The organism is Paraburkholderia sp. BR13444, assembly GCF_040948755.1.
Classification (GTDB): domain Bacteria; phylum Pseudomonadota; class Gammaproteobacteria; order Burkholderiales; family Burkholderiaceae; genus Paraburkholderia; species Paraburkholderia youngii.
The window spans coordinates 257162-279370 of the sequence record NZ_JBFPKM010000002.1; the positions used below are offsets into that span (position 1 = coordinate 257162).

At 63.3% G+C, this 22209-nt stretch carries 16 protein-coding genes and 1 pseudogene; 6 read left to right on the plus strand and 11 right to left on the minus strand.

What is annotated here, in order from left to right; all coding sequences use genetic code 11:
• Positions 1 to 6: 6 nt before the first annotated feature.
• Positions 7 to 906, plus strand: a complete 900-nt coding sequence (locus AB3X95_RS05510) for an HlyD family secretion protein (protein ID WP_184226589.1) — start codon at positions 7 to 9, stop codon at positions 904 to 906.
• A gap of 115 nt (positions 907 to 1021) precedes the next feature.
• On the opposite strand, the gene AB3X95_RS05515 is transcribed toward AB3X95_RS05510, so the two are convergent.
• Genes AB3X95_RS05515 through AB3X95_RS05525 form a run of 3 tightly spaced genes read right to left on the minus strand, consistent with a single transcriptional unit; the run spans position 1022 to position 4012 of the window.
• The gene (locus tag AB3X95_RS05515; protein ID WP_368620861.1) at positions 1022 to 1888 is read right to left on the minus strand and encodes an ankyrin repeat domain-containing protein; all 867 of its coding nucleotides are present in this window, start codon (positions 1886 to 1888) and stop codon (positions 1022 to 1024) included.
• Positions 1863 to 2681 (minus strand): ankyrin repeat domain-containing protein, encoded by an 819-nt coding sequence (locus AB3X95_RS05520; protein WP_368620862.1) that lies wholly within the window; start codon positions 2679 to 2681, stop codon positions 1863 to 1865. Before AB3X95_RS05520 ends, AB3X95_RS05515 begins: the two co-directional genes overlap by 26 nt.
• 14 nt (positions 2682 to 2695) lie before the next feature.
• Entirely contained in the window at positions 2696 to 4012 is a 1317-nt protein-coding gene (locus AB3X95_RS05525) for a hypothetical protein (protein ID WP_368620863.1), read from the minus strand.
• Between the two features lie 108 nt (positions 4013 to 4120).
• Between AB3X95_RS05525 and AB3X95_RS05530 the strand changes: the two are divergent.
• A pseudogene (locus tag AB3X95_RS05530) lies at positions 4121 to 4439 on the plus strand (hypothetical protein); the annotation flags it as partial.
• Here AB3X95_RS05530 and AB3X95_RS05535 read toward each other — a convergent pair.
• Positions 4394 to 5995 (minus strand): methyl-accepting chemotaxis protein, encoded by a 1602-nt coding sequence (locus tag AB3X95_RS05535; protein WP_176124008.1) that lies wholly within the window; start codon positions 5993 to 5995, stop codon positions 4394 to 4396. The pseudogene AB3X95_RS05530 and the gene AB3X95_RS05535 sit on opposite strands and share 46 nt — an antisense overlap.
• Positions 5996 to 6474: 479 nt before the next feature.
• On the opposite strand from AB3X95_RS05535, the gene AB3X95_RS05540 reads away from it, so the two are divergent.
• Positions 6475 to 7740, plus strand: coding sequence for an MFS transporter (locus AB3X95_RS05540; protein ID WP_368621097.1), 1266 nt, complete (start codon positions 6475 to 6477; stop codon positions 7738 to 7740).
• A gap of 628 nt (positions 7741 to 8368) precedes the next feature.
• Here AB3X95_RS05540 and AB3X95_RS05545 read toward each other — a convergent pair.
• Positions 8369 to 8623, minus strand: a complete 255-nt coding sequence (locus AB3X95_RS05545; RefSeq protein ID WP_368620864.1) for a hypothetical protein — start codon at positions 8621 to 8623, stop codon at positions 8369 to 8371.
• A 383-nt stretch (positions 8624 to 9006) separates the two neighbouring features.
• Here AB3X95_RS05545 and AB3X95_RS05550 point away from each other — a divergent pair, with 383 nt between their 5' ends.
• Positions 9007 to 10911 carry a propionate--CoA ligase gene (locus AB3X95_RS05550; protein ID WP_176124006.1) on the plus strand — a complete coding sequence of 635 codons (1905 nt, stop codon included), beginning with the start codon at positions 9007 to 9009 and terminating at the stop codon, positions 10909 to 10911.
• 12 nt (positions 10912 to 10923) lie between these two features.
• Here AB3X95_RS05550 and AB3X95_RS05555 read toward each other — a convergent pair whose 3' ends face one another.
• Complete coding sequence (locus AB3X95_RS05555; RefSeq protein ID WP_176366044.1) at positions 10924 to 11718, minus strand: 5'-methylthioadenosine/adenosylhomocysteine nucleosidase; 795 nt, start codon at positions 11716 to 11718, stop codon at positions 10924 to 10926.
• Entirely contained in the window at positions 11715 to 14072 is a 2358-nt protein-coding gene (locus tag AB3X95_RS05560) for a UvrD-helicase domain-containing protein (RefSeq protein WP_176124004.1), read from the minus strand. Before AB3X95_RS05560 ends, AB3X95_RS05555 begins: the two co-directional genes overlap by 4 nt.
• Positions 14073 to 14819: 747 nt before the next feature.
• On the opposite strand from AB3X95_RS05560, the gene AB3X95_RS05565 reads away from it, so the two are divergent.
• The gene (locus AB3X95_RS05565; RefSeq protein WP_176124003.1) at positions 14820 to 17699 is read left to right on the plus strand and encodes a valine--tRNA ligase; all 2880 of its coding nucleotides are present in this window, start codon (positions 14820 to 14822) and stop codon (positions 17697 to 17699) included.
• 62 nt (positions 17700 to 17761) lie between these two features.
• On the plus strand, positions 17762 to 18643 hold the full coding sequence (galU, locus tag AB3X95_RS05570; RefSeq protein WP_176108012.1) for a UTP--glucose-1-phosphate uridylyltransferase GalU: 882 nt from the start codon (positions 17762 to 17764) through the stop codon (positions 18641 to 18643).
• 99 nt (positions 18644 to 18742) lie between these two features.
• On the opposite strand, the gene AB3X95_RS05575 is transcribed toward galU, so the two are convergent.
• From AB3X95_RS05575 to AB3X95_RS05590, 4 genes are all read right to left on the minus strand, one after another.
• The gene (locus AB3X95_RS05575; protein WP_368621098.1) at positions 18743 to 18970 is read right to left on the minus strand and encodes a sulfurtransferase TusA family protein; all 228 of its coding nucleotides are present in this window, start codon (positions 18968 to 18970) and stop codon (positions 18743 to 18745) included.
• A 100-nt stretch (positions 18971 to 19070) separates the two neighbouring features.
• Positions 19071 to 20117, minus strand: coding sequence for a Gfo/Idh/MocA family oxidoreductase (locus tag AB3X95_RS05580; RefSeq protein ID WP_368620865.1), 1047 nt, complete (start codon positions 20115 to 20117; stop codon positions 19071 to 19073).
• The gene (iolG, locus tag AB3X95_RS05585; RefSeq protein ID WP_368620866.1) at positions 20117 to 21133 is read right to left on the minus strand and encodes an inositol 2-dehydrogenase; all 1017 of its coding nucleotides are present in this window, start codon (positions 21131 to 21133) and stop codon (positions 20117 to 20119) included. Before iolG ends, AB3X95_RS05580 begins: the two co-directional genes overlap by 1 nt.
• Positions 21126 to 22010 (minus strand): MurR/RpiR family transcriptional regulator, encoded by an 885-nt coding sequence (locus AB3X95_RS05590; RefSeq protein WP_176124000.1) that lies wholly within the window; start codon positions 22008 to 22010, stop codon positions 21126 to 21128. Before AB3X95_RS05590 ends, iolG begins: the two co-directional genes overlap by 8 nt.
• Positions 22011 to 22209: the final 199 nt, after the last annotated feature.

Below are 22209 nucleotides of genomic sequence, written 5' to 3' on the forward strand. Positions count from 1 at the left end.
CGAAACATGACCATCCGAAATCTTGTGGGCTTCATCGCGACAGCCGTCATTTTCATCGTCGCGATCCTGATTGGCCGCGTGCTGTGGGTCCATTACATGGACGAACCGTGGACGCGCGACGGCCGCGTACGCGCCGAGATCGTCAACGTTGCGCCGGACGTGTCCGGCGCGATCGTCGATCTGCCGGTCAAGGACAACCAGTTCGTGAAGAAGGGCGACCTGCTGATGCAGATCGATCCGTCGCACTACCAGATCGCGGTCGAGCAGGCGCAGGCCGCGGTTGCCGCACGCAAGGCCGAATTGCAGATGAAGCGCGACGACGCGCAGCGGCGTGCCGACTTGGATTCGCAGGTGGTGTCGAAGGAGGCCCGCGAAAACGCGACGCATACCGCGTCCGCCGCCGGTGCCGCCTATCAGCAGGCGCTCGCCGCGCTCGACGCCGCGAAGCTGAACCTCGAGCGCACGCGCGTCGTGTCGCCGGTCGATGGCTATGTGACCAACCTCTCGGTGTTCCGCGGCGACTATGCGACCGCCGGCGCCGCGAAGCTCGCGATCGTCGATAGTCACTCGTTCTGGGTGTATGGCTATTTCGAGGAAACCAAGCTGCCGCACGTGCGCATCGGCGATCAGGCCGAAGTGCGGCTGATGAGCGGCGGCACGCTGCAAGGCCATGTGGAGAGCATCTCGCGCGGCATCTACGACCGAGACAATCCGCAAAGCCACGAGCTGCTGGCGGACGTGAATCCGACCTTCAACTGGGTGCGCCTTGCGCAGCGCGTGCCGGTGCGTGTGAAGATCGACTCGGTGCCGGCCGATGTGATGCTGGCGGCGGGGACGACCTGCACGGTGGTCGTGCGGCCGGGGACGGGGTCCAACTCCCACTTCGCGTCGGCCAACGCGAGCTGACGAGCGCATCGTTTTTTATAGCCGGAACTGCCTCATCGTCGCCTTCAGCCCCTATCCGCCTTGTCGTGTGCGAGGCGGTTAAGAACTTCTAACCTCTCGCCAGCGTGAAGCAGCGTCAAGGCAGCGGAAGCTTGCTGTCATCGAGCCGGCGCGGAGGATTGGCTCCCCAACGTGCTTTTATCTGTTCCGGAGTCTCCGGAGGCCATTTCACGCCCATCCTGATGATGCGATCCCGGATTTCGACCAGTTTCCTGTAGGCCGGTGAATCGGGCGCGGGGGCGTTTCTGTTGATGTCATGAGAAAGCGCGAATGGGAACGATACGCCGTTGATGTTGTAAGTGGACGGGTTCGCGCCGTGATCGAGAAGGTAGTCGATCTGGTCGAGTGCGTTGTTCATTAATGCTTCAAATAGCGCTGAATTACGCAACGAATCGCGCCGGTTCACATCTGCGCCACGCTCCACCAGCAGCTTGAGTGAGGCGGATGTCGACTCTCCTGCAACAAAGAAAATTAATGGATCTCCCTTGTAGACCAAATTAGGATCAACGCCCCCGTCCAGCATCGCGCTCAGGAATTCCGGGTGGGAGCTGTTGAGCAGGACCCCGAGGGGGCTGCCAAAATCCGGTACGGCCTGCAAGGGATCAGCCCCGGCCCTCACCACCTGCGACGCAACCGCAAGCCGATGCGGGTCGCGCTGCAATGCTTCCTGGAACGCAAAAAACAGCATCGTCATGTTCTTGCGTCCCGGCGTGTTCAGATCGGTCTTTGGTGCCAGCCGCCTGACCTGCTCCATGTCACCTCGCTCGATGGCCTGCGCCAGTTCGAGTTGCGGGCCGCTAAAGAAATCAGTGGCGGGAAATTTTTTCATTGCATGAACCACAGGGGATAGCGCCAGTAACAGCACCGTCACGATAAGGATTCGGCTGAGTGTTTTCATCGCTTTCAGCCTCGTTATTTCAAGGCAGAGGAAGTTTGCTGTCATCGAGCCACCGCGGTGCGTTTGCCCCCCAGCGCGCTCGAATCTGTGCCGGTGTCTCCGGGGGCCATTTCACACCCATCCTGATGATGCGATCCCGGATTTCAACCAGTTTGACACCTGATTTAGAGGTGGGGCCTACATGTTCCATTTGCGATTCCAATTGTCTTGGGAACGAGATTCCATTGATGTTGTAAGTGTTGGGGTTGGCTCCGTGATCGAGAAGGTAATTGACTGCCTCGGTGTCATAGCCAGTTAGCGCTTCATAGAGAGATGTGTTGCGCAATGAATCACGCCGGTTCACATCTGCGCCACGCTCCACCAGCAGCTCGAGCGAGCCCAATTTGCGATCGCTTGCAACAAAGAAAACGATGGGTCTGCGGCCCTCGATCATGGTGTTGGGATCAACCCCACTGTCCAGCATCGCGCGCAGGAATTCCGGAGGCGCGCTGTTGAGCACGACCCCGAGCGGATCGCCAAAATCCGGCACTTCCTGCAAGGGATCGGCGCCGGCCTTCACCACCTCCGACATAACCGCAAGCCGATGCGGGTCGCGCTGCAATGCTTCCTGGAACGCAAAAAACAGCATCGTCATGTTCTTGCGTCCCGGCGTGTTCAGATCGGTCTTTGGTGCCAGCCGCCTGACCTGCTCCATGTCGCCGCGTTCGATGGCCTGCGCCAGTTCGAGTTGCGGGCCGCTAAAAAAATCAGTGGCGGGAAATTTTTTCATTGCATGAACCACAGGGAATATCGCCAGTAACAGCACCGGCACGATAAGGATTCGGCTGAGTGCTTTCATCGCTTTCAGCCTCGCTATGACAGTGTTTCAAGTACGGTGATGTCCTCCGCCTTCTGCTGCTCGATGCCGTCTATTGCCTGCGTGATGAAGTGCCGCGACACGGGCGAGCCGCTGCCGGGAAGGAGATAGGGAGTACCGGCTGCACCGGGCAGGGGCGTCCACGTCTGTGCGACGGTCAGAATGTCGCCGTTCACATGGTAGGCATTGATGTTCGATGGCGTGACCTGGCCGCCGTAGTGTTCGACCGTCTTCGGGTGCAGGCCGGCGGCATTGAAGCTCCAGCAGTCCTTGCCGCTGGCCAAAGAAGCGGCAGAACACAGACCGCCACCTAGCGAGTGACCTGTGATGTCGATAGGTTCTGTTGAGAAGGCTAGATTTTTACCTAGATTGACAGCCCTCTTGTAATAGGGCGATTGCATATCCACGCTCTGGTTAAAGTTGTTCGACCAGTCGCTCAGGCTCGTCATTTCGGTTCCCTTGAACGCGAGTGTCGGATTCATGTCGGCACCGAAGACCGCCGCATCCGGTTCGTATAGCTGCGCCCTGAAGTTCGCGCCTTCGATTTCCAGGTCTATTGGCTTCAAGCCGTACTGCCGTAGAAATCCCCTATCCCCGCTGCGGTTCGCCCACCCTTCGGGCACCGGCCCGGACGGCTCGTAGACATGATCGGAGAGTCTGGCCTTCTCCACCGCGACATTGTTGCGTGCGAGCCGTTCAGCCGCCGCCCGCACGCGCCCGGACATGGCCGCATTGCCAGCCGCAATCAGCGCCTTGCGCGTCTGCCACCGCTGCGCCTTGGTCAGTGCCTGTGGTATCTCGATGTGTGGCGATGTCGCCCTGGCTGCGCGCGCAGCGGCTAACTGGGCTTGCCAGGTGGCCGGATCATACTGGACGGACAGAATGGGTTCGCCGTCCGGGTGACTGCCGGTCCTCGCTATGGGATTTCTTAACGGCGTGCTGCTGTAGGGTGATGGAAACAGGCCATTGCGCGGACCTTTAATGGCAAGCAGGTTACCCCGGCGAACCTCTTCGAGAAGAGCAACGATGACCCACCAGCCATCGGTGTCAGGGTTACGGTCCCGCACGTTATGAAAAAACAGCCAGTGACTGTCAAGGAGATTCCTGACAAGCTTTCGGTCCTCCTCCCACTTGCTGTGATTGAGTTCGGCAATCTCAAGAAATTCCCGGGTCTCCGCCTTGGCCTTCGGAAGGTCTGCGGCCTTGCCGAGGCACGCCTTATAGTGCCACTCGTCACAGATGACATAACAGGCACCCGGTGGCCGCTGGCAGAACAGCTCCACGGAGTGCATCTCAAATACGGACAGGGACATAGGTGTGTCGTTGGTCTATCTGAAGTCGCTGCCGGAGTTGACAGCAGTCAGATAATTACCGTGCGACAGGCAGTCCGTACATGGGCGACCGCCCAAAATCGGCTTTCGACGAACCTCGCGGTGTTCCGCTGCGACTATGCGACCGCCGGCGCCGCGAAGCTCGCGATCGTCGATAGTCACTCGTTCTGGGTGTATGGCTATTTCGAGGAAGCCAGGCTGCCGCTCGTGCGCGTCAGCGATCCGGCCGAAGTGCCTCGCGCAACGCGTGCCTGTGCGCGTGAAGATCGACTCGATGCCGGCCGATGTGATGGCGGCGACGGGCGCGACCTGCACGGTGGTCGTGAGGCCGGGAACGGGTTCCGGCTCCCACCGCGCCGCTTTTTACAGCCGGAACTGCCCCACCATCGCCTTCAGCCCGCGCGCCTGATCGTCGAGCGAGCGGGCCGCGGCGGTGGCCTCCTCCACCAGCGCGGCGTTCTGCTGCGTGCCCGCGTCCATCTGCGTGACCGCGAGATTGATCGCCTCGATACCGGCGCTCTGCTCGGACGACGCCGCCGAAATCTCGCCGATGATGTCGGTCACGCGCTTCACGGCCTTGACGACTTCGTCCATCGTCTGACCGGCTTCCGCGGCGAGCGTCGAGCCGTTGCCGACGCGCTCGACCGACGTCTGGATCAAGCCCTTGATTTCCTTCGCGGCCGCAGCACTCCGTTGGGCGAGATTGCGCACTTCCGCCGCGACCACCGAAAAGCCGCGCCCCTCCTCGCCCGCGCGCGCCGCCTCGACCGCCGCGTTCAGCGCGAGGATGTTGGTCTGGAATGCGATTCCCTCGATCACGCCGATGATGTCGCCGATGCTGTGCGCGCTGTCGTTGATGTCGTTCATCGTTGCGACCACGCGGCTCACGACCGCGCCGCCCTGCTCGGCGATCTCCGACGCGTTGTTCGCGAGCGTGCTCGCCTGCTTCGCGTTGTCGGCGTTCTGACGCACCGTCGACGTCAGCTGTTCCATGCTGCTCGCGGTGCGCTCGAGCGCGAGCGCCTGCTGCTCGGTGCGTTGCGACAGGTCCAGGTTGCCCATCGAAATCTGTCCGGACGCGGTTGCGATCGCATCGGCGCTCGACGCGATGTCGGCGACCGTCGTCGCGAGTCCGCTTTGCATGTCGGACAGCGCGAACAGCATGCTCGAACGGTCCTTGCCGCCGAGCGTAATGCGGTTCGACAGATCGCCCGCGGCGATGCGGCGCGCGATTTCCTTCGCGTACGCGGGCTCGCCGCCGAGCTGCGCGGTGAGCCGCCGCACGACCCACGCTGCGATGCCGAACGCGAGCACGATCAGTGCGAGCGTCATCACCGCGATCATCACGAACGACGACTGGTAGATGAAGCCGGACGCGTCGATCGTCGCCTTCGCGGCGGTGCCGCGCTGGGTGACGAGTTCGTCGACGAGCTTTTCGAGCTTGCCGGTTTCGACGAGCAGCGACACGTCCTGCGTGCCGACCTGCCAGTTCATCTGCGACAGATCGAGCGGCTGCGCTTTCACGAGCGTGACGAAGTCGCGCAGATGGGTGCTCCAGGTCCCGATCGCCGCGGCGAACGCCTTCTGCGCGGCGACCGCCTTCGCGTCGGACGGATCGACATACTGCTGCAGCGTGCGCAGTTGCTCGTTCAAGCCGGCGAGGCCGCGCTCGATGTCGGCGCCGAGTTCGTCGCGCTCCTTCGCGGTGGTGGCGGTCAGCAGCATCTTCTGCGCGCGGCTCGCGCGCAGCATGTGGCCGCGCGCTTCCTCGGCGGCGCGGCTCGCGACGTGGCCCTGGTCGTAGATCGATTGCGCGGACGCGTTCAACCGGCCGATCTGCAGCAGCGAAAACACGCCGATCAGCAGCGTGCCTGCGAGCAGGATCGCGAACGCGATCCGCAGCGTCGCCTTGACCGACAGGCCGTTGAACTTCGTTGCCGCCGCGCTGTGTGCCACTGCTTCCATACTCCCCAACCCCCACGTGTCGACGCGCCGGAAAGGTCGGTTCCGGCGTCCCCGCTTGTCTCTCCGGGTCTACGGCAACCTGCCGCGCGATCTTGAATGTCGCGCGATCAGACGGCGACGGATCGTGCGCCGCCGGCCGTTCCCGGTCCCATGTTCGGTGCGCCGCTTCGTGAGCCGCGCATTCGCGAGCGCTTTATACCGCAGACAAAAACCCGCCAAAAATGCCTCGACAGCGCAGAGCAGACGATTCGCCATTCGTGAGCGAAAGCGAAGCCATCCGGCCCCATGTCCGATTCGCGACAAAACTTGTCCTTACAATTCGCTCCGGCCACATTAAACTTCGGCTGAATAGTCAAAACGCCGGTTGCCGCGACCAAATGACGCAGCGGTGTGCGGAACGCGCCTACGAAGCGCGCTGCCGCACCGGTTCCAGCGCCGATTTGTTCTCTCACATTTGCCTGATCTTCTTCTACTCGCGTATGGAAACCAGCCTCGATAAAAGCGCCCTCGCCGGTGCATCCGCCACGGGGGCGAGCGCGTCCCCGGCCGCCGCCGTGCCGGCGGCCGCCAAGGTGCAGCGCACCGTGTATTCCGTGCTCGGTGCAATCAGCTTTTCGCACCTGCTCAACGACATGATCCAGTCGCTGATCCTCGCCATCTACCCGATGTTCAAGGACAACTTCTCGTTGTCGTTCGGGCAGATCGGTCTGATCACGCTGACCTACCAGATCACCGCGTCGCTGCTGCAGCCGCTCGTCGGCAGTTATACCGACAAGCACCCGAAGCCGTACTCGCTGCCGGTCGGCATGGGCTTCACGCTTGCTGGTCTGCTGCTGATGTCGGTTGCGCCGAACTTCAGCGTGCTGCTGGTCGCCGCGGCGCTGGTCGGCTGCGGGTCGTCGGTGTTTCATCCGGAGTCGTCGCGGGTCGCGCGGATGGCGTCGGGCGGCCGTCACGGTCTCGCGCAGTCGCTGTTCCAGGTCGGCGGCAATGCGGGTTCGTCGCTCGGGCCGCTGCTTGCCGCGCTGATCGTGATTCCGCATGGCCAGCGCAGCATTGCGTGGTTCTCGGCGGCGGCGCTCGTCGCGATCGTCGTGCTCACGCAGATCGGCCGCTGGTACAAGCGGCATCCGTCGGTCAGGAAGGCGCGCGGCCACGCGGCGCATGCGGCGCTGCCGCGTAACAAGATCATCCTCGCGATGAGCGTGCTGGTGCTGCTGGTGTTCTCCAAGTACTTCTACCTCGCGAGCATCAACAGCTATTTCACGTTCTATCTGATCGACAAGTTCCATCTGTCGGTGCAGGCCGCGCAGATTCATCTGTTCGTGTTCCTCGCGGCGGTCGCGGCGGGGACGGTGATCGGCGGGCCGATTGGCGACAAGATCGGGCGTAAATATGTGATCTGGGTGTCGATTCTTGGCGTCGCACCTTTCACGCTGCTGCTGCCGTATGCGAATCTGTTCTGGACTGGGGTGCTGACTGTTGTGATCGGGGTGGTGCTTGCTTCGGCGTTCTCGGCGATTCTCGTTTATGCGCAGGAGTTGATTCCTGGGAAGGTGGGGATGGTTGCCGGGTTGTTTTTTGGTTTTGCGTTTGGGTTGGGCGGCGTTGGCGCCGCGGTGCTTGGGCAGCTGGCTGACGCTACCAGTATTGGGTTTGTTTATAAGGTTTGTTCGTTTTTGCCGTTGATTGGGGTGCTCACTGTTTTGTTGCCGGATGTTGAAGAGAAGCGGGTGAAGGGGTGATATCGCTGTGGGATGGGCCTTTCGTTCTTCACAGGGTGTTGGCCTTTCCTTGCTTTGTTATCGGTCTATTAGCGTTGCCCCTGTGCGGGGCGGCACCTACTTTCTTTGCTGCTGCAAAGAAAGTAGGCAAAGAAGACAGCTCAAACCGCTAACTCTTAAGCGGGCCCCCTGGCTTGGCAGGGGTAGTGGTGCATCTGGAATCCGTGCCCCCGCACATTCGGCGGCAGTGACAAAGCCGTCATTCATCCCACTCCGCACTGCGTGCGTCGCGGACGGGTCAGCCGGGGAAACCGGCGGGCTTGCCCGCGCAGCGGGAGCCCTCGGCTGCGCCTCGGCGATGCGCCGGAACAACCAGTGGTTTTGGAGCGGGGATTCGGCGCGCGCAGCGCCGCCGGAAGGATGACTGCCTTGTCACGAACGGGGAATGTGCGGGAGCACGGATTCCAGATGCACCACTACCTTGTGTGGACCGAGGGACCCGCTTAAGAGTTAGCGGTTTGAGCTGTCTTCTTTGCCTACTTTCTTTGCAGCAGCAAAGAAAGTAGGTGCCGCCCCGCACAGGGGCAACACTAATAGACCGACAAGCCAGCAAGGAAAGGCCAACACCGCAAAGAACACGACCCGCGCCTTAGACCCGCATCCGTCTCCACGTAAAAAAGCCCACGGCAACGACGACAACCGCAACACCGTCGACGACGCCCAGCACTGGCAAAGGATCAGTCCACTTGTCCATGTTCGTCGTACGCGAATAGTAAGGCTCGCCGTTTCCATAGGCTTCGTTAAGGTTGACCACGTTGAACGCGACGACAGCAACTGCAATGGCAACGGCAATGGCAAGTAAAACTACGCCAGCGAAGACACGGACAAACCTGGCTTTCCGCATGTCAGTACCTGACCGTTAATGGAACGTAGCAATCCGGCGACGGCGTCGCCGCCCCCTGAGACCTCGCGCAGGCCGGAACACGCGGACTACCACGCTCGGAAGCGTATCGATTGGGCAAGCAAACCTCCATGTCTGGGTAAAAGCGATGTGCCACGTTGGCCGTCTCCACCCTACCTGGCATCGAGAAACCTGGATATGGGCGACGGATGAATCTGAGGAACAACGATTTTTTCCTGTCGCCCTTCGCCCTTGCGGCGAACCAGCTTGCTCACCCTCCCGCCCGTAGCTATGCTTGTGCGGATAACCCGCGCCGCGCCGGGCGCGCAAATTGCACGGCCGTTTCATACCCCCGTCCCACTCCCGCCGCACGAGGATCGCCGCCGATGACCCGCTACCGCGATTTCCACCGCCGCTCGATCGAACACCCCGAAGCCTTCTGGCGCGAAGAAGCCCAGCGTATTCACTGGCACACGCCATTCGGCACTGTGCTCGACCGCTCGAAGCCGCCATTCGCGCGCTGGTTCGTCGGCGGCCGCACGAACCTCTGTCATAACGCGGTCGACCGCCATCTGGCCGAGCGCGCACAGCAAAACGCGCTGGTCTACGTATCGACCGAAACCGGCATCGAGCGCCAGTACACTTACGCCGAGCTGTACGCCGAAATCAACCGCATGGCCGCGGTCATGCGTTCGCTGGGCGCGAAGCGCGGCGACGTCGTGCTGATCTATCTGCCGATGATCCCCGAGGCGCTGTTCGCGATGCTCGCCTGCGCGCGGCTCGGCGCGATCCACTCGGTCGTGTTCGGCGGCTTCGCCGCGCCGAACCTCGCCGCGCGTATCGACGACGCGAAGCCGGTGCTGATCGTGACCGCCGACGCCGGCGCGCGCGGCGGCAAAGTGGTCGACTACACGCCGCTCGTCGACGAAGCGCTGTCGCGCGCGAAGCACAAGACGCCGCACGTGCTGCTGATCGACCGGCAGCTCGCGCCCGAGCGCCTGAATGCGCCCTACCTCGTCGCCTACGAGCCGCTGCGCGAACAGTTCTTCGACGCCCACGTGCCGTGCGAATGGCTCGAATCGAACGAGCCGTCGTACGTGCTGTACACGTCGGGCACGACCGGCAAGCCGAAGGGCGTGCAGCGCGATGTCGGCGGCTATGCGGTCGCGCTCGCCGCATCGATGGAATACATCTTCGAGGGCAAGGCCGGCGACACGATGTTCACCGCGTCCGACGTCGGCTGGGTGGTCGGCCACAGCTACATCGTGTACGCGCCGCTGATCGCGGGGCTCACCACGGTGATGTACGAAGGCACGCCGATTCGCCCGGACGGCGGCATCTGGTGGCGCCTCGTCGAACAGCACAAGATCAACCTGATGTTCACCGCGCCGACCGCGATACGCGTGCTGAAGAAGCAGGACCCGGCGCTGATGAAGGCCGCCGATCTGTCTAGCCTGCGCACGCTGTTTCTCGCCGGCGAACCACTCGACGAACCGACCGCCGAATGGATCTCGACCGCGCTGAACAAGCCGGTGATAGACAACTACTGGCAAACGGAAACCGGCTGGCCGATGCTCGCGATTCCGCGTGGCATCGAGGTACTGCCGACCAAGCTCGGCTCGCCGGGCGTGCCGTCGGTCGGCTATAGCCTGACCGTGCGAGACGAGCTGACCGGCGAGCCCTGTGCGCCCGGCGAGAAAGGCGTGCTGACGCTCGACTATCCGCTGCCGCCGGGCTGCATGTCGACGGTGTGGGGCGACGACAAGCGCTTCGTCGGCACCTACTGGTCGAGCGTGCCGAACCAGCAGGTCTATTCGACGTTCGACTGGGGCGTGCAGGACGAAGACGGCTACGTGACGATCCTCGGCCGCACCGACGATGTGATCAACGTCGCGGGCCATCGGCTCGGCACGCGCGAGATCGAGGAGGCGCTGTCGAGCCACGCGGCCGTCGCGGAAGTCGCGGTGGTCGGCGTGACCGATCCGGTCAAGGGTCAGGCGGCGATGGCTTTCGTCGTGCTGCGCGGCGCGCAAAGTGAAGGCGACCCGAGCGAGCGCGCGCGGCTTGCAGCCGAGCTGACGATGACGGTCGACCGCCATCTCGGTTCGATTGCGCGGCCCGCACGCGTGGTGATGGTATCGATGCTGCCGAAGACCCGCTCCGGCAAGCTATTGCGCCGCGCTATCGCGGCGCTCGCCGAGGGACGCGAGCCCGGCGACCTGCCGACGATCGAAGATCCGGCCGCGCTACAGCAGGTGCGCGACGCGCTCGGCGACGGCACGAAGAAATAAACCAGCGGGCGCTCAGCCCGCGGCGTGGCGCGTGCCCAGAAAGCGCGCGAGGATCGCGTTCGAATACGTGCCCGCGATGCCGGTCAGGAACGACATGAACGATCCGGGCGCGTGGTCGTCGGCGGTATCGGAGATCGTGCGCACGACCGCGCACAGCACGCCGTACTCGTAGCAGACTTGCGCGATCGCCGCGCCCTCCATCTCGACCGCGAGCGCGTCGGGCAGCGCGTGGCGCAGCGCCGCGACGGCCGCCGCGCTCGCGACGAACTGATCGCCGCTGACGATCAAGCCGCGATGCACGCGCGGCTCGCGCGTGCCGAACCGGGCCGCGCATGCCGCGCCCTCTTCGGCGACGAACTGCTCGCATGCGAGCGTGAGACGATCGGCGAGCGCCGCATCGGCGGCAAAGCGCGACATGCCGAGCAGCGGCACCTCGAAGCGCGGAAACAGCGGCGACGCGTCGACATCGTGCTGCATCAGCGTGCTCGCGACGACGATATCGCCGACATGCACATCGACGCCGACCCCACCCGCGACACCGGTGAACACCACGGCTTCGACATCGAACGCGTGAATCAGCGCGCTGACCGTCGCGGCCGCCGCGACCTTGCCGACGCGCGCGAGCGTGACGACACACGGCGTGCCGTGCACGGTGCCGACGTGGTAGTCACGCTGGCCGTACTTGACCGTGCGCACGCCGGACTCGGCGCGCATCGCTTCGATCAGGTCGCCGAGTTCCTGCGGCAACGCGGCCAGAATGCCGAGCGGCCGCCGTGCACCGTGGCTGACGTTTGAGAGCGTGCTCATTCGACCGCCTGCAATTTAGCGACCGCCAGCGCCAGCCACTTTTCGCCATGCCGCTTGAAGCGGACCTGCGCTTTCGCGTCGGTGCCGTTGCCTTCGAGCGCGGTGATCGTGCCTTCGCCGAACTTCGTGTGGAACACCTGCTGGCCGACGCGAAAGCCCGTTTCGGCCGCGCGCTGCTCGTTCGCGAAGGCGGGCGCCGGCGCGGAAGTCACCGCCGTCGCCGAACCACCGCCGTAGCCCGGCCGCGCAAACCAGTCGCGCCCGTAGCCGGCGTTGTCCGAGCGACCGCCCCAGCGCGAGCCCGCCTCGACCTTCGGCGTGAGCCACTTCAGCGTTTCCTGCGGCAATTCGTCGAAGAAACGCGAGCGGATGTTGTAGCGGGTCTGACCGTGCAGCATCCGGCTCTGCGCGAACGACAGATACAGCCGCTCCTTCGCGCGCGTGATCGCGACATACATGAGACGCCGCTCTTCTTCGAGGCCGTCCGCCTCCATCGCGCTGTTCTCGTGCGGGAACAGCCCTTCTTCGAGACCGGTGATGAACACCGCGGTGAATTCGAGCCCCTTTGCCGCGTGCACCGTCATCAGCTGCACCGCTTCCTGGCCGGCCTGCGCCTGGTTGTCGCCCGCTTCGAGCGACGCGTGCGACAGGAAGCCCGCGAGCGGCGTCATCGTGTCGGGGTTTTGTGCGGGATCGGCGATGCCCGGGGCGTCGAGGACCACCGTGTTCGGATCGTCGGTCGCGACCGCGAGTTCGGGCGCGGCGCTGGCGCCTGGGCGCAGCGGGATCGAGCGCGCGGGCGTATCGAGCCCGTAGCCTTCCTCGCTGACGAACGCGGCGGCCGCGTTGACGAGTTCCTGCAAGTTCTCGAGCCGCTCCTGGCCTTCGCGCTCGTTCTGATAGAAGTCGGCGAGACCGCTCGCGCGGACCACGTACTCGACGGTCTCCGGCAGGCTCATCTGCTGCGTGTCGGCGCGCATCTTGCCGACCAGGTTCGCGAACGCGGCGAGGCTCGAGCCCGCCTTGCCCGCGACGTACGGAATCGCCGCGGCCATCGAGCAGTTGTACAGACGCGCCGCGTCGGCGAGCTGTTCGATCGAACGCGCGCCGATGCCGCGGGTCGGGAAATTGACGACGCGGCCGAACGCCGTGTCGTCGTTCGGGTTGTCGATCAGGCGCAGATAGGCAAGCGCGTGCTTGACTTCCTGACGCTCGAAAAAGCGCAGGCCGCCGTACACGCGGTACGCGATGCCCGCGTTGACGAGCGTGTGCTCGATCGTGCGCGACTGCGCGTTGCTGCGGTAGAGCACGGCGATTTCGCTGCGCGACAGGCCGGTGTTGATTAGCGCGCGGATCTCTTCGACGATCCAGCCGGCCTCCTGCGAATCGGTCGCCGATTCGTAGACGCGCACCGGTTCGCCGTGGCCTGCGTCGGTGCGCAGATTCTTGCCGAGGCGGCGCGAGTTGTTCGCGATCAGCTGGTTCGCCGCATCGAGAATGTGGCCGTGCGAGCGATAGTTCTGCTCGAGCTTGATCAGATTGCGCACGTTGAACTCGTGCTCGAAGTCGCGCATGTTGCCGACGTTCGCGCCGCGGAACGCGTAGATCGACTGGTCGTCGTCACCGACCGCGAAGATCGCGTTGTGCTGACCCGCGAGCAGCTTGAGCCACGCGTATTGCAGCTTGTTGGTGTCCTGAAACTCGTCGACGAGGATGTGCCTGAAGCGCGCCTGGTAATGCGCGCGCAGCGGCGGATTGTGCGCGAGCAGCTCGTAGCAGCGCAGCAGCAGTTCGGGAAAGTCGACCACGCCTTCGCGCTGGCATTGCTGATCGTAGGCTTCGTAGAGCTCGACGAACTTGCGGTTGAAGTTGTCGGTGGCGTCGACGTCTTTGGGGCGCAGGCCCTGCTCTTTCGCGTTGTTGATGAAGTACTGGAGATTTTTCGCCGGGTACTTTTCGTCGTCGATGTTGAGGCCCTTCATCAGACGCTTGATCGCCGAGAGTTGGTCCGCGGTGTCGAGAATCTGGAACGTGGCGGGCAGCCCGGCGTCGCGGTGATGCGCGCGCAGCATCCGGTTGCACAGGCCGTGGAACGTGCCGATCCACATGCCGCGCGTGTCGATCGGCAAGAGCGCCGAGAGGCGCGCCATCATTTCGCGGGCGGCTTTGTTGGTGAAGGTCACCGCGAGGACGGTCGCGGGGGACGCGAGGCCTTGCTGGATCAGCCACGCGATGCGGGTGATCAGGACGCGGGTTTTGCCGCTGCCGGCGCCCGCGAGGATCAGGGCGGGCTCATTCGGGAGCGTTACGGCGGCGTGTTGTTCGGGGTTTAGATTCGAAAGGAGGTCGGGCATTTTTTTCGCGAAGCGCAGTTCGGGGGACATTATATGCCCCGGCGGGGGCGGCGCTTTTTTGTCGTTGTTCTGGTTTCTTTGGCCTTTCCTTGCTTTCTTATCGGTCTATTAGCGTTGCCCCTGTGCGGGGCGGCACCTACTTTCTTTGCTGCTGCAAAGAAAGTAGGCAAAGAAGACAGCTCAAACCGCTAACTCTTAAGCGGGTCCCTCGGTCCGCGTGAGGTAGTGGTGCATCTGGAATCCGTGCTCCCGCACATTCGACGGCAGTGACAAAGCCGTCATTCATCCCACTCCGCACTGCGTGCGTCGCGGACGGGTCAGCAGGGGAAACCGGCGGGCTTGCCCGCGCAGCGGGAGCCCTCGGCTGCGCCTCGGCGATGCGCCGGAACAACCAGTGGTTTTGGAGCGGGGATTCGGCGCGCGGAGCGCCGCTGGAAGAATGACTGCCTTGTCACCAGGGTGGAATGTGCGGGGGCACGGATTCCAGATGCACCACTACCTCTGCCAAGCCAGGGGACCCGCTTATGAGCTGGCGGTTTGAGCTGTCTTCTTTGCCTACTTTCTTTGCAGCAGCAAAGAAAGTAGGTGCCGCCCCGCACAGGGGCAACGCTAATAGACCGATAACACCACAAGGAAAGGCCAAAGAAGCCAAAACAACGACAAACCAAGCCACCAGCAGGCAAAAACCCCTCGTTAGCTATAATCAACCATTCTCCGCCTCCAAAATCCAGCCTTTTAACCAGAAACATGAGCGACACCCCGAGCGACCCGACCTCGACGCTTGCAAAAAGCTTCGAACCCCACACCATCGAAGCCCACTGGGGCCCTGAATGGGAAAAGCGCGCCTACGCCGCGCCCTCCTTCGACGCGAACCGCAAGGATTTCTCGATCCAGCTGCCGCCGCCGAACGTCACGGGCACGCTGCACATGGGCCACGCGTTCAACCAGACCATCATGGACGGTCTCACCCGCTATCACCGCATGCTCGGCGAAAACACGCTGTGGGTGCCGGGTACCGACCACGCGGGCATCGCCACGCAGATCGTCGTCGAACGTCAGCTCGACGCACAAGGCGTGTCGCGCCACGACCTCGGCCGTGAAAAATTCGTCGAACGCGTGTGGGAGTGGAAGCAGCAGTCCGGCTCGACCATCACGAATCAGGTGCGTCGTCTCGGTGCGTCGATCGACTGGTCGCGCGAATACTTCACGATGGACGACAAGATGTCGGCCGCCGTGCGCGACGTGTTCGTGCGTCTGTATGAACAGGGCCTGATCTATCGCGGCAAGCGCCTCGTGAACTGGGACCCCGTGCTGCTCACCGCCGTGTCCGACCTCGAAGTGGTCAGCGAGGAAGAAAACGGCCACCTGTGGCACATCCACTATCCGCTGACCGACGGCTCGGGCCATCTGACCGTCGCCACTACCCGTCCGGAAACCATGCTCGGCGACACCGCGGTGATGGTGCACCCGGAAGACGAGCGCTACGCGCACCTGATCGGCAAGACCGTCACGCTGCCGCTGTCGAACCGCGAAGTGCCGATCATCGCCGACGACTACGTCGACCGCGAATTCGGCACCGGCGTCGTCAAGGTCACGCCCGCGCACGATTTCAACGACTACCAGGTCGGCCTGCGCCACAAGCTGCCGCAGATCGAAATCCTCACGCTCGATGCGAGGATCAACGACAACGCCCCCGAAAAATACCGCGGCCTCGATCGTTTCGAAGCCCGCAAGCTGGTGGTCACCGATCTCGAAGCGCTCGGCGCGCTCGAATCGGTCAAGCCGCACAAGCTGATGGTGCCGCGCGGCGACCGCACCGGCGTCGTGATCGAGCCGATGCTGACCGACCAGTGGTTCGTCGCGATGAGCAAGCCGGCGCCCGAAGGTACGTTCAATCCGGGCAAGTCGATCGCCGAGACCGCGCTCGACGTCGTGCGCAACGGCCAGATCAAATTCGTGCCGGAGAACTGGACCACCACGTACTACCAGTGGCTCGAAAACATCCAGGACTGGTGCATCTCGCGTCAGCTGTGGTGGGGGCATCAGATTCCGGCGTGGTATGGCGAGAACGGCGAGGTGTTCGTCGCGAAGACCGAAGAAGATGCGCGCGCGAAGGCCACCGCTGCCGGTTACTCGGGCGCGTTGAAGCGCGACGAAGACGTGCTCGACACGTGGTTCTCGTCGGCTCTGGTGCCGTTCTCGTCGCTCGGCTGGCCGAACGAAACGGAAGAACTGAAGCACTTCATGCCGTCGTCGGTGCTCGTCACCGGCTTCGACATCATCTTCTTCTGGGTCGCGCGCATGGTCATGATGACCACGCACTTCACGGGCAAAGTGCCGTTCGACACGGTCTACGTGCACGGCCTCGTGCGCGACGCCGAAGGCCAGAAGATGTCGAAGAGCAAGGGCAACACGCTCGACCCGATCGACATCGTCGATGGCATCGACCTCGACGCGCTCGTCGCTAAACGCACCACCGGCCTGATGAATCCGAAGCAGGCCGCGTCGATCGAGAAGAAGACCCGCAAGGAGTTTCCGGACGGCATTCCGGCGTTCGGCACCGACGCGCTGCGCTTCACGATGGCGTCGATGGCCACGCTCGGCCGCAATGTCAATTTCGACCTTGCGCGCTGCGAAGGCTATCGCAACTTCTGCAACAAGCTGTGGAACGCCACCCGCTTCGTGCTGATGAACTGCGAAGGCCATGACTGCGGTTTCGGCCAACCGGCGCAATGTGGCGAATGCGGGCCAGAAGGCCAGTTGCATTTCTCGCAGGCCGACCGCTGGATCGTGTCGCAGCTTCAGCGCGTCGAAGCGGAAGTCGCCAAGGGTTTTTCGGACTATCGTTTTGATAATGTGGCCAACGCCATATACAAGTTCGTCTGGGACGAATATTGTGACTGGTACGTCGAGCTCGCCAAGGTGCAGATCCAGACGGGGCAGCCGAACCAGCAGCGTGCCACGCGTCGCACGCTTTTGCGTGTGCTCGAAACGGTGCTGCGCCTCGCGCATCCGGTGATCCCGTTCATCACCGAAGCGCTGTGGCAGAAAGTGGCGCCGCTCGCGGGACGCTACCCGGAAGGCAAGGCCGAGGGCGAGGCGTCCATCATGGTGCAGCAGTACCCCATCGCGGAGCCTTCGAAGCTCGATGAAGACGCCGAGAAGTGGGCGAGCGACCTCAAAGCGGTGATCGATGCATGCCGGAATCTGCGCGGCGAAATGAATTTGTCGCCGGCCGTGAAGGTGCCGTTGCTCGCCACCGGCAACGCGGAGCGTCTTCGTACTTTCGCGCCTTATGCTCAGGCGCTTGCGCGTCTGTCCGAGGTGCAGATCATCGCCGACGAGGCCGCGCTCGATGCTCAGGCGGATGGCGCGCCAATTGCTATCGTAGGAACGGACAAGCTCGTTTTGAAGGTCGAAATCGATGCGGCGGTCGAACGCGAACGCCTGTCGAAGGAGATCACGCGGTTGAGCGCCGAAATCGTGAAATGCAACGGTAAGCTGCAAAATCAGGCGTTCGTCGCGAAGGCGCCGGCGGCGGTCGTGGAACAGGAGCAGAAGCGGCTGGCCGATTTCGAAGCCACCGTCGGCAAACTGAAAGCCCAACTGGCTCGCTTGCCGGCCTGATCGACGCGCCCGCCGTCCTCAACGGCGGGCAAGGATTTAACCAGAGGACTCAGGGTATTCACATGCTAAAAGTTACGAAGGCGGTTTTTCCGGTAGCAGGTCTTGGCACCCGCTTCCTCCCCGCCACGAAGGCTAGCCCGAAGGAGATGTTGCCGATCGTCGACAAGCCGCTGATTCAGTACGCGGTCGAAGAGGCCATGGCGGCCGGCATCACCGAAATGATCTTCGTCACGGGCCGCAGCAAGCGCGCGATCGAAGACCATTTCGACAAGTCCTATGAGATCGAGGCCGAACTCGAAGCACGCGGCAAGGACAAGCTGCTCGAACTCGTGCGTAGCATCAAGCCGAGCCACGTCGACTGCTTCTACGTGCGCCAGGCCGAAGCGCTGGGCCTCGGCCACGCGGTGCTGTGCGCGGAGAAGCTGGTCGGCGACAACCCGTTTGCCGTGATTCTCGCGGACGACCTGTTGTACGGCACGCCGCCCGTGATGACGCAGATGATCGAGGTGTTCGATCACTATCACAGCTCGGTGATCGGCGTCGAAGAGATCCCGCCGCAAGACACGAAGTCGTACGGCATCGTCGATGGCAAGGAATGGGAAGATTCGATCATCAAGATGTCGGGCATCATCGAAAAGCCGGAGCCGAGCGTGGCGCCGTCGAACCTCGGCGTGGTCGGCCGCTATGTGCTGAAGCCGCGCATCTTCGATCACCTGCGCTCGATCAAACCGGGCGCGGGCGGTGAATTGCAACTGACGGACGCGATCCAGTCGCTGCTCGCCGATGAACAGGTGCTCGCGTACAAGTATCACGGCACGCGTTTCGACTGCGGCAGCAAGCTCGGCTACCTGAAGGCGACCGTCGAGTTCGCGCTGCGTCACCCGGAAGTGGCCTCGGATTTCGAAGAGTATCTGCGTACCCGCTCGCCGGTGCTCGAAGGCTGACGCCAAGGTCAGGCTGAAACGAAGAAGGCGCTGTACCCCGAATAATGGGGACAGCGCCTTCTTTTTTACATCGGACAGACAATTTTTACCGAATACCGCTTAACGGCGCCGCAACAGAAACGTAAATACCTTGTCGTGCGCCGAGCTTTCGACGATCTCGTTGCCGGTCTGCTTCGCGAACGCGGCGAAATCGCGCTGCGAGCCGGGATCGGTGGCGAGCACCCTGAGAATCTGGCCGCTTTCCATGTCGGCGAGCGCTTTTTTGGCGCGCAGGATGGGCAGCGGGCACATGAGCCCGCGCGCATCGACTTCCTTGTGAATCTGAATTTGCATCGACGATGACCTTCGGGACGAGGCGTCGCTGACGACGCCGGACAGAGGGTCAAATTCTACAGCAGGCGGCGCGGCGGCGCCGGGCAGCACACCGCTACAGCGTCACCGCCCCGCCGCTTTGCAGCGACTCGCGCAGCGCGACGCCGATACGCGTCGCTTCGAGCGCATCGGCGAGCGTCGCGCCACTCCGTGCCGCATCACCGTTCCCCGGCCCTTTCTGCACCGATGCGACGAACGCGCGTGCCTCGTGCAGAAACGCGTCCTCGAAGCGGTCGAAAAAGTTGGGCGTGCATTCGTTGCGGATGCCGGTCGCGTCATAGATCTCGACGCGGTTCGCGCGCGGATTGCGGCCGATCGTCAATGCGCCCGCGGTGCCGATCACTTCGCTATGCGTGTCGTTGCCGTGCGCCTGCGTGCGCGACGCGTAGAACATCGCAAGCTTGCCGCCCTCGAATTCGCAAATCGCAACGCCGTTGTCGACGTCACCGAATTCGCGCAGACCCTCGTGCAGCGCAATCGTGCCCGCCGCGAACACGCGCGTCGCGCGCGGCTTGCCGAGCAGCCAGCGGGCGACGTCGATGTCGTGCACCGTGCAGTCGAGAAAGATGCCGCCCGAGGTGGCCGCGAAGCGCACGAAGAAACCGTCGTTGTCGTTTTTATCGGTGGTCTGCGAGCGCACGAGGAACGGCCGGCCGATCTGGCCGGCGGCGATTTTATCGAACGCGTCGCGGTAGCTCGGATCGAAGCGGCGCATGAAGCCGATCGTCGCTTGCAGATGCGGATAGCGCGCCGCTTCGGCCAGCACGCGCTCGCATTCGGCGACATCGAGCGACAGCGGCTTTTCGCAGAACACGTGCTTGCCGGCGCGCAATGCGTCGACGATCTGCTGCGCGTGCAGCGACGACGGTGTGACGAGCCATACCGCGTCGATCTGCGGATCGGCGAGCAGGTCCGCGTAATCGACGTAAAGACGCGGCTCGGGTAGCGCATCGCGCGCCCACGCGAGTTCCTCTTCGAGCGGACTGCACGCGGCCGCGAGCGTCGCACCCGGCACGCGATACGCGAGATTCTCCGCATGCCGCTTGCCAAGCCGCCCAAGGCCCACCACGCCGATCCGCAAGCGCTCCGTGGCGGGCTTCATCACGCGGCCTCGCCGAGTTTGACCGCGCGGCCCTCGCGCCATGAACGCGTCGCGGCTTCCGCGAGTTCGAGCGCTTTCAGGCCATCGGCGACGGTCGTGCGCACCGGCTTGCCGTGCGTGACCGCGTCGAAGAAATGCGCGATTTCGAGCGCGTACGCCGCGCGATAGCGTTCGAGAAAAAACGCCTCGGGCACGTCGGTCGATACCTTCGTTTCCGAGTACGCGGTGACTTCGGTCGGCCGTATGTTGCCCGCTTGCAGCATGCCGGTGCTGCCGAGCACTTCGAAGCGCTGGTCGTAGCCGTACGCGGCACGCCGCGTGGTGTTGATCTGGCACAGGCGGCCGCGCTTCGTGCGGATCGTCACCGCGGTCGAATCGATGTCGCCCGCGTCGGCGATCGCGGGGTCGGTGAGGCAACTGCCGGTGGCGTGCAGCGTGTCGGCTTCGTCGTCGAGAATCCACCGGCAGATGTCGAAGTCGTGAATCAGCATGTCCTTGAAGATGCCGCCGGAGCGCCGGATGTAGTCGACCGGCGGCGCGCCGGGATCGCGGCTCGTCACGACGAGCATCTCAGGCGTGCCGATTTCACCCGCGTCCAGACGCGCCTTCAATGCGGCAAACGTCGGATCGAAGCGCCGCTGAAACCCGATCATGCACACGACACCCGCGCGCTCCACGGCTTCTGCGCACATCCGCGCGCGCTCCAGCGTGAGATCGACCGGCTTCTCGCAGAACACGTGCTTGTTCTGCGCGGCCGATTTGACGATCAGGTCCGCATGCGTGTCGGTACTCGAACAGATCACGGTCGCGCCGATCGAAGCGTCGCCGATCGCGCCGTCGATATCCGCGACCTGCGCGCCATGCTGCGCGGCGAGCGCGGCGGCCGCCTCGCGATTCACGTCGACCACGTATTTGAGCCGCACGCCGGGCTGCCGCGCGAGATTCGCCGCATGGATCTTGCCGATGCGTCCCGCGCCGAATACCGCGACGTCGATCGTGCTTACCGCGTCAGTCATCGTAGCCTCCAGGGTCGTTGGATTCTTCAACGTTCAGTTCGAGCTTGTACGCGAGCGCGATGAACAGCGCCTGGCACAGGCAGATCGTGCTGGTCAGCGAGCGAAACGCGAACGCGCTGCCCTCTTTCACGTAGAGTTGCGTGCTCGCGTAGCGCGCGAGCGGCGATAGCTGGCTATCCGTAATGACGAGCGTCTTCGCCTGATGATGATGCGCGACGCGCAGACAGTACTGCGTCTCCTTGCCGTACGGCGCAAAGCTGATCGCAATCACCACGTCGCCCTTCCTGACACTGCGAATCTGCTCGCGATACATGCCGCCGAAGCCGGACACCAGATGCACGCGCTTGTGCGTGTGCTGCAACGCATAGACGATGTAGCTCGCGACCGGAAACGAGCGCCTCACGCCGATCACGTAGATGTTGTCGGCCTGCTGCAGCATCTTCACGGCGGCGTCGAACTGCTTGTCGTCGAGACCCGCTTCGAGTTCTTCGAGGCCGCCGCGCGACGCGGCGATGAACTCGCGCGCGACCGCGCCGCCCGATAGCGTGCCGGGCTTCTCGTCGATCAGCTTGCGGATGCGCTGCTGATAGCTCGACGACGACACGCCCTGCCCCGTATACGCCTGACGAAACACCGCCTGCAGATCGGAAAACCCGGAAAAGCCGAACCGCTGCGCAAAGCGCACGACCGCCGACGGATGCACGCCGCAACTCGCGGCGATATCGCTGGTGCGATCCATCATCACGCTCGAGCGATGCTGCTCGATATACGTCGCCACGCTCTTCAACTGCCGCGGCAGCGACTCGTAGGTATCCGCGATGCGCTGCATCAATTCGTCGACGCTCGGCAACGCTTCTTCGGTGATCTGTTCCGCCATGACTGCCTCTCGGGGTTTCCTGCAATGCGACAGACGCGCCCGCGGCCCGCCGCAACATGCATCCGACGTTGCCGAGTATAGGCGGCCGCCCGATCAAATGGAACGTATTTTCCATTTTTATTTGTCATGAAATTTTCTTTGCAAGGCTTCGGAAGATGACCTACTCTTGGTCGTGAGCGATGGCGCTTCGGCCTCGTTG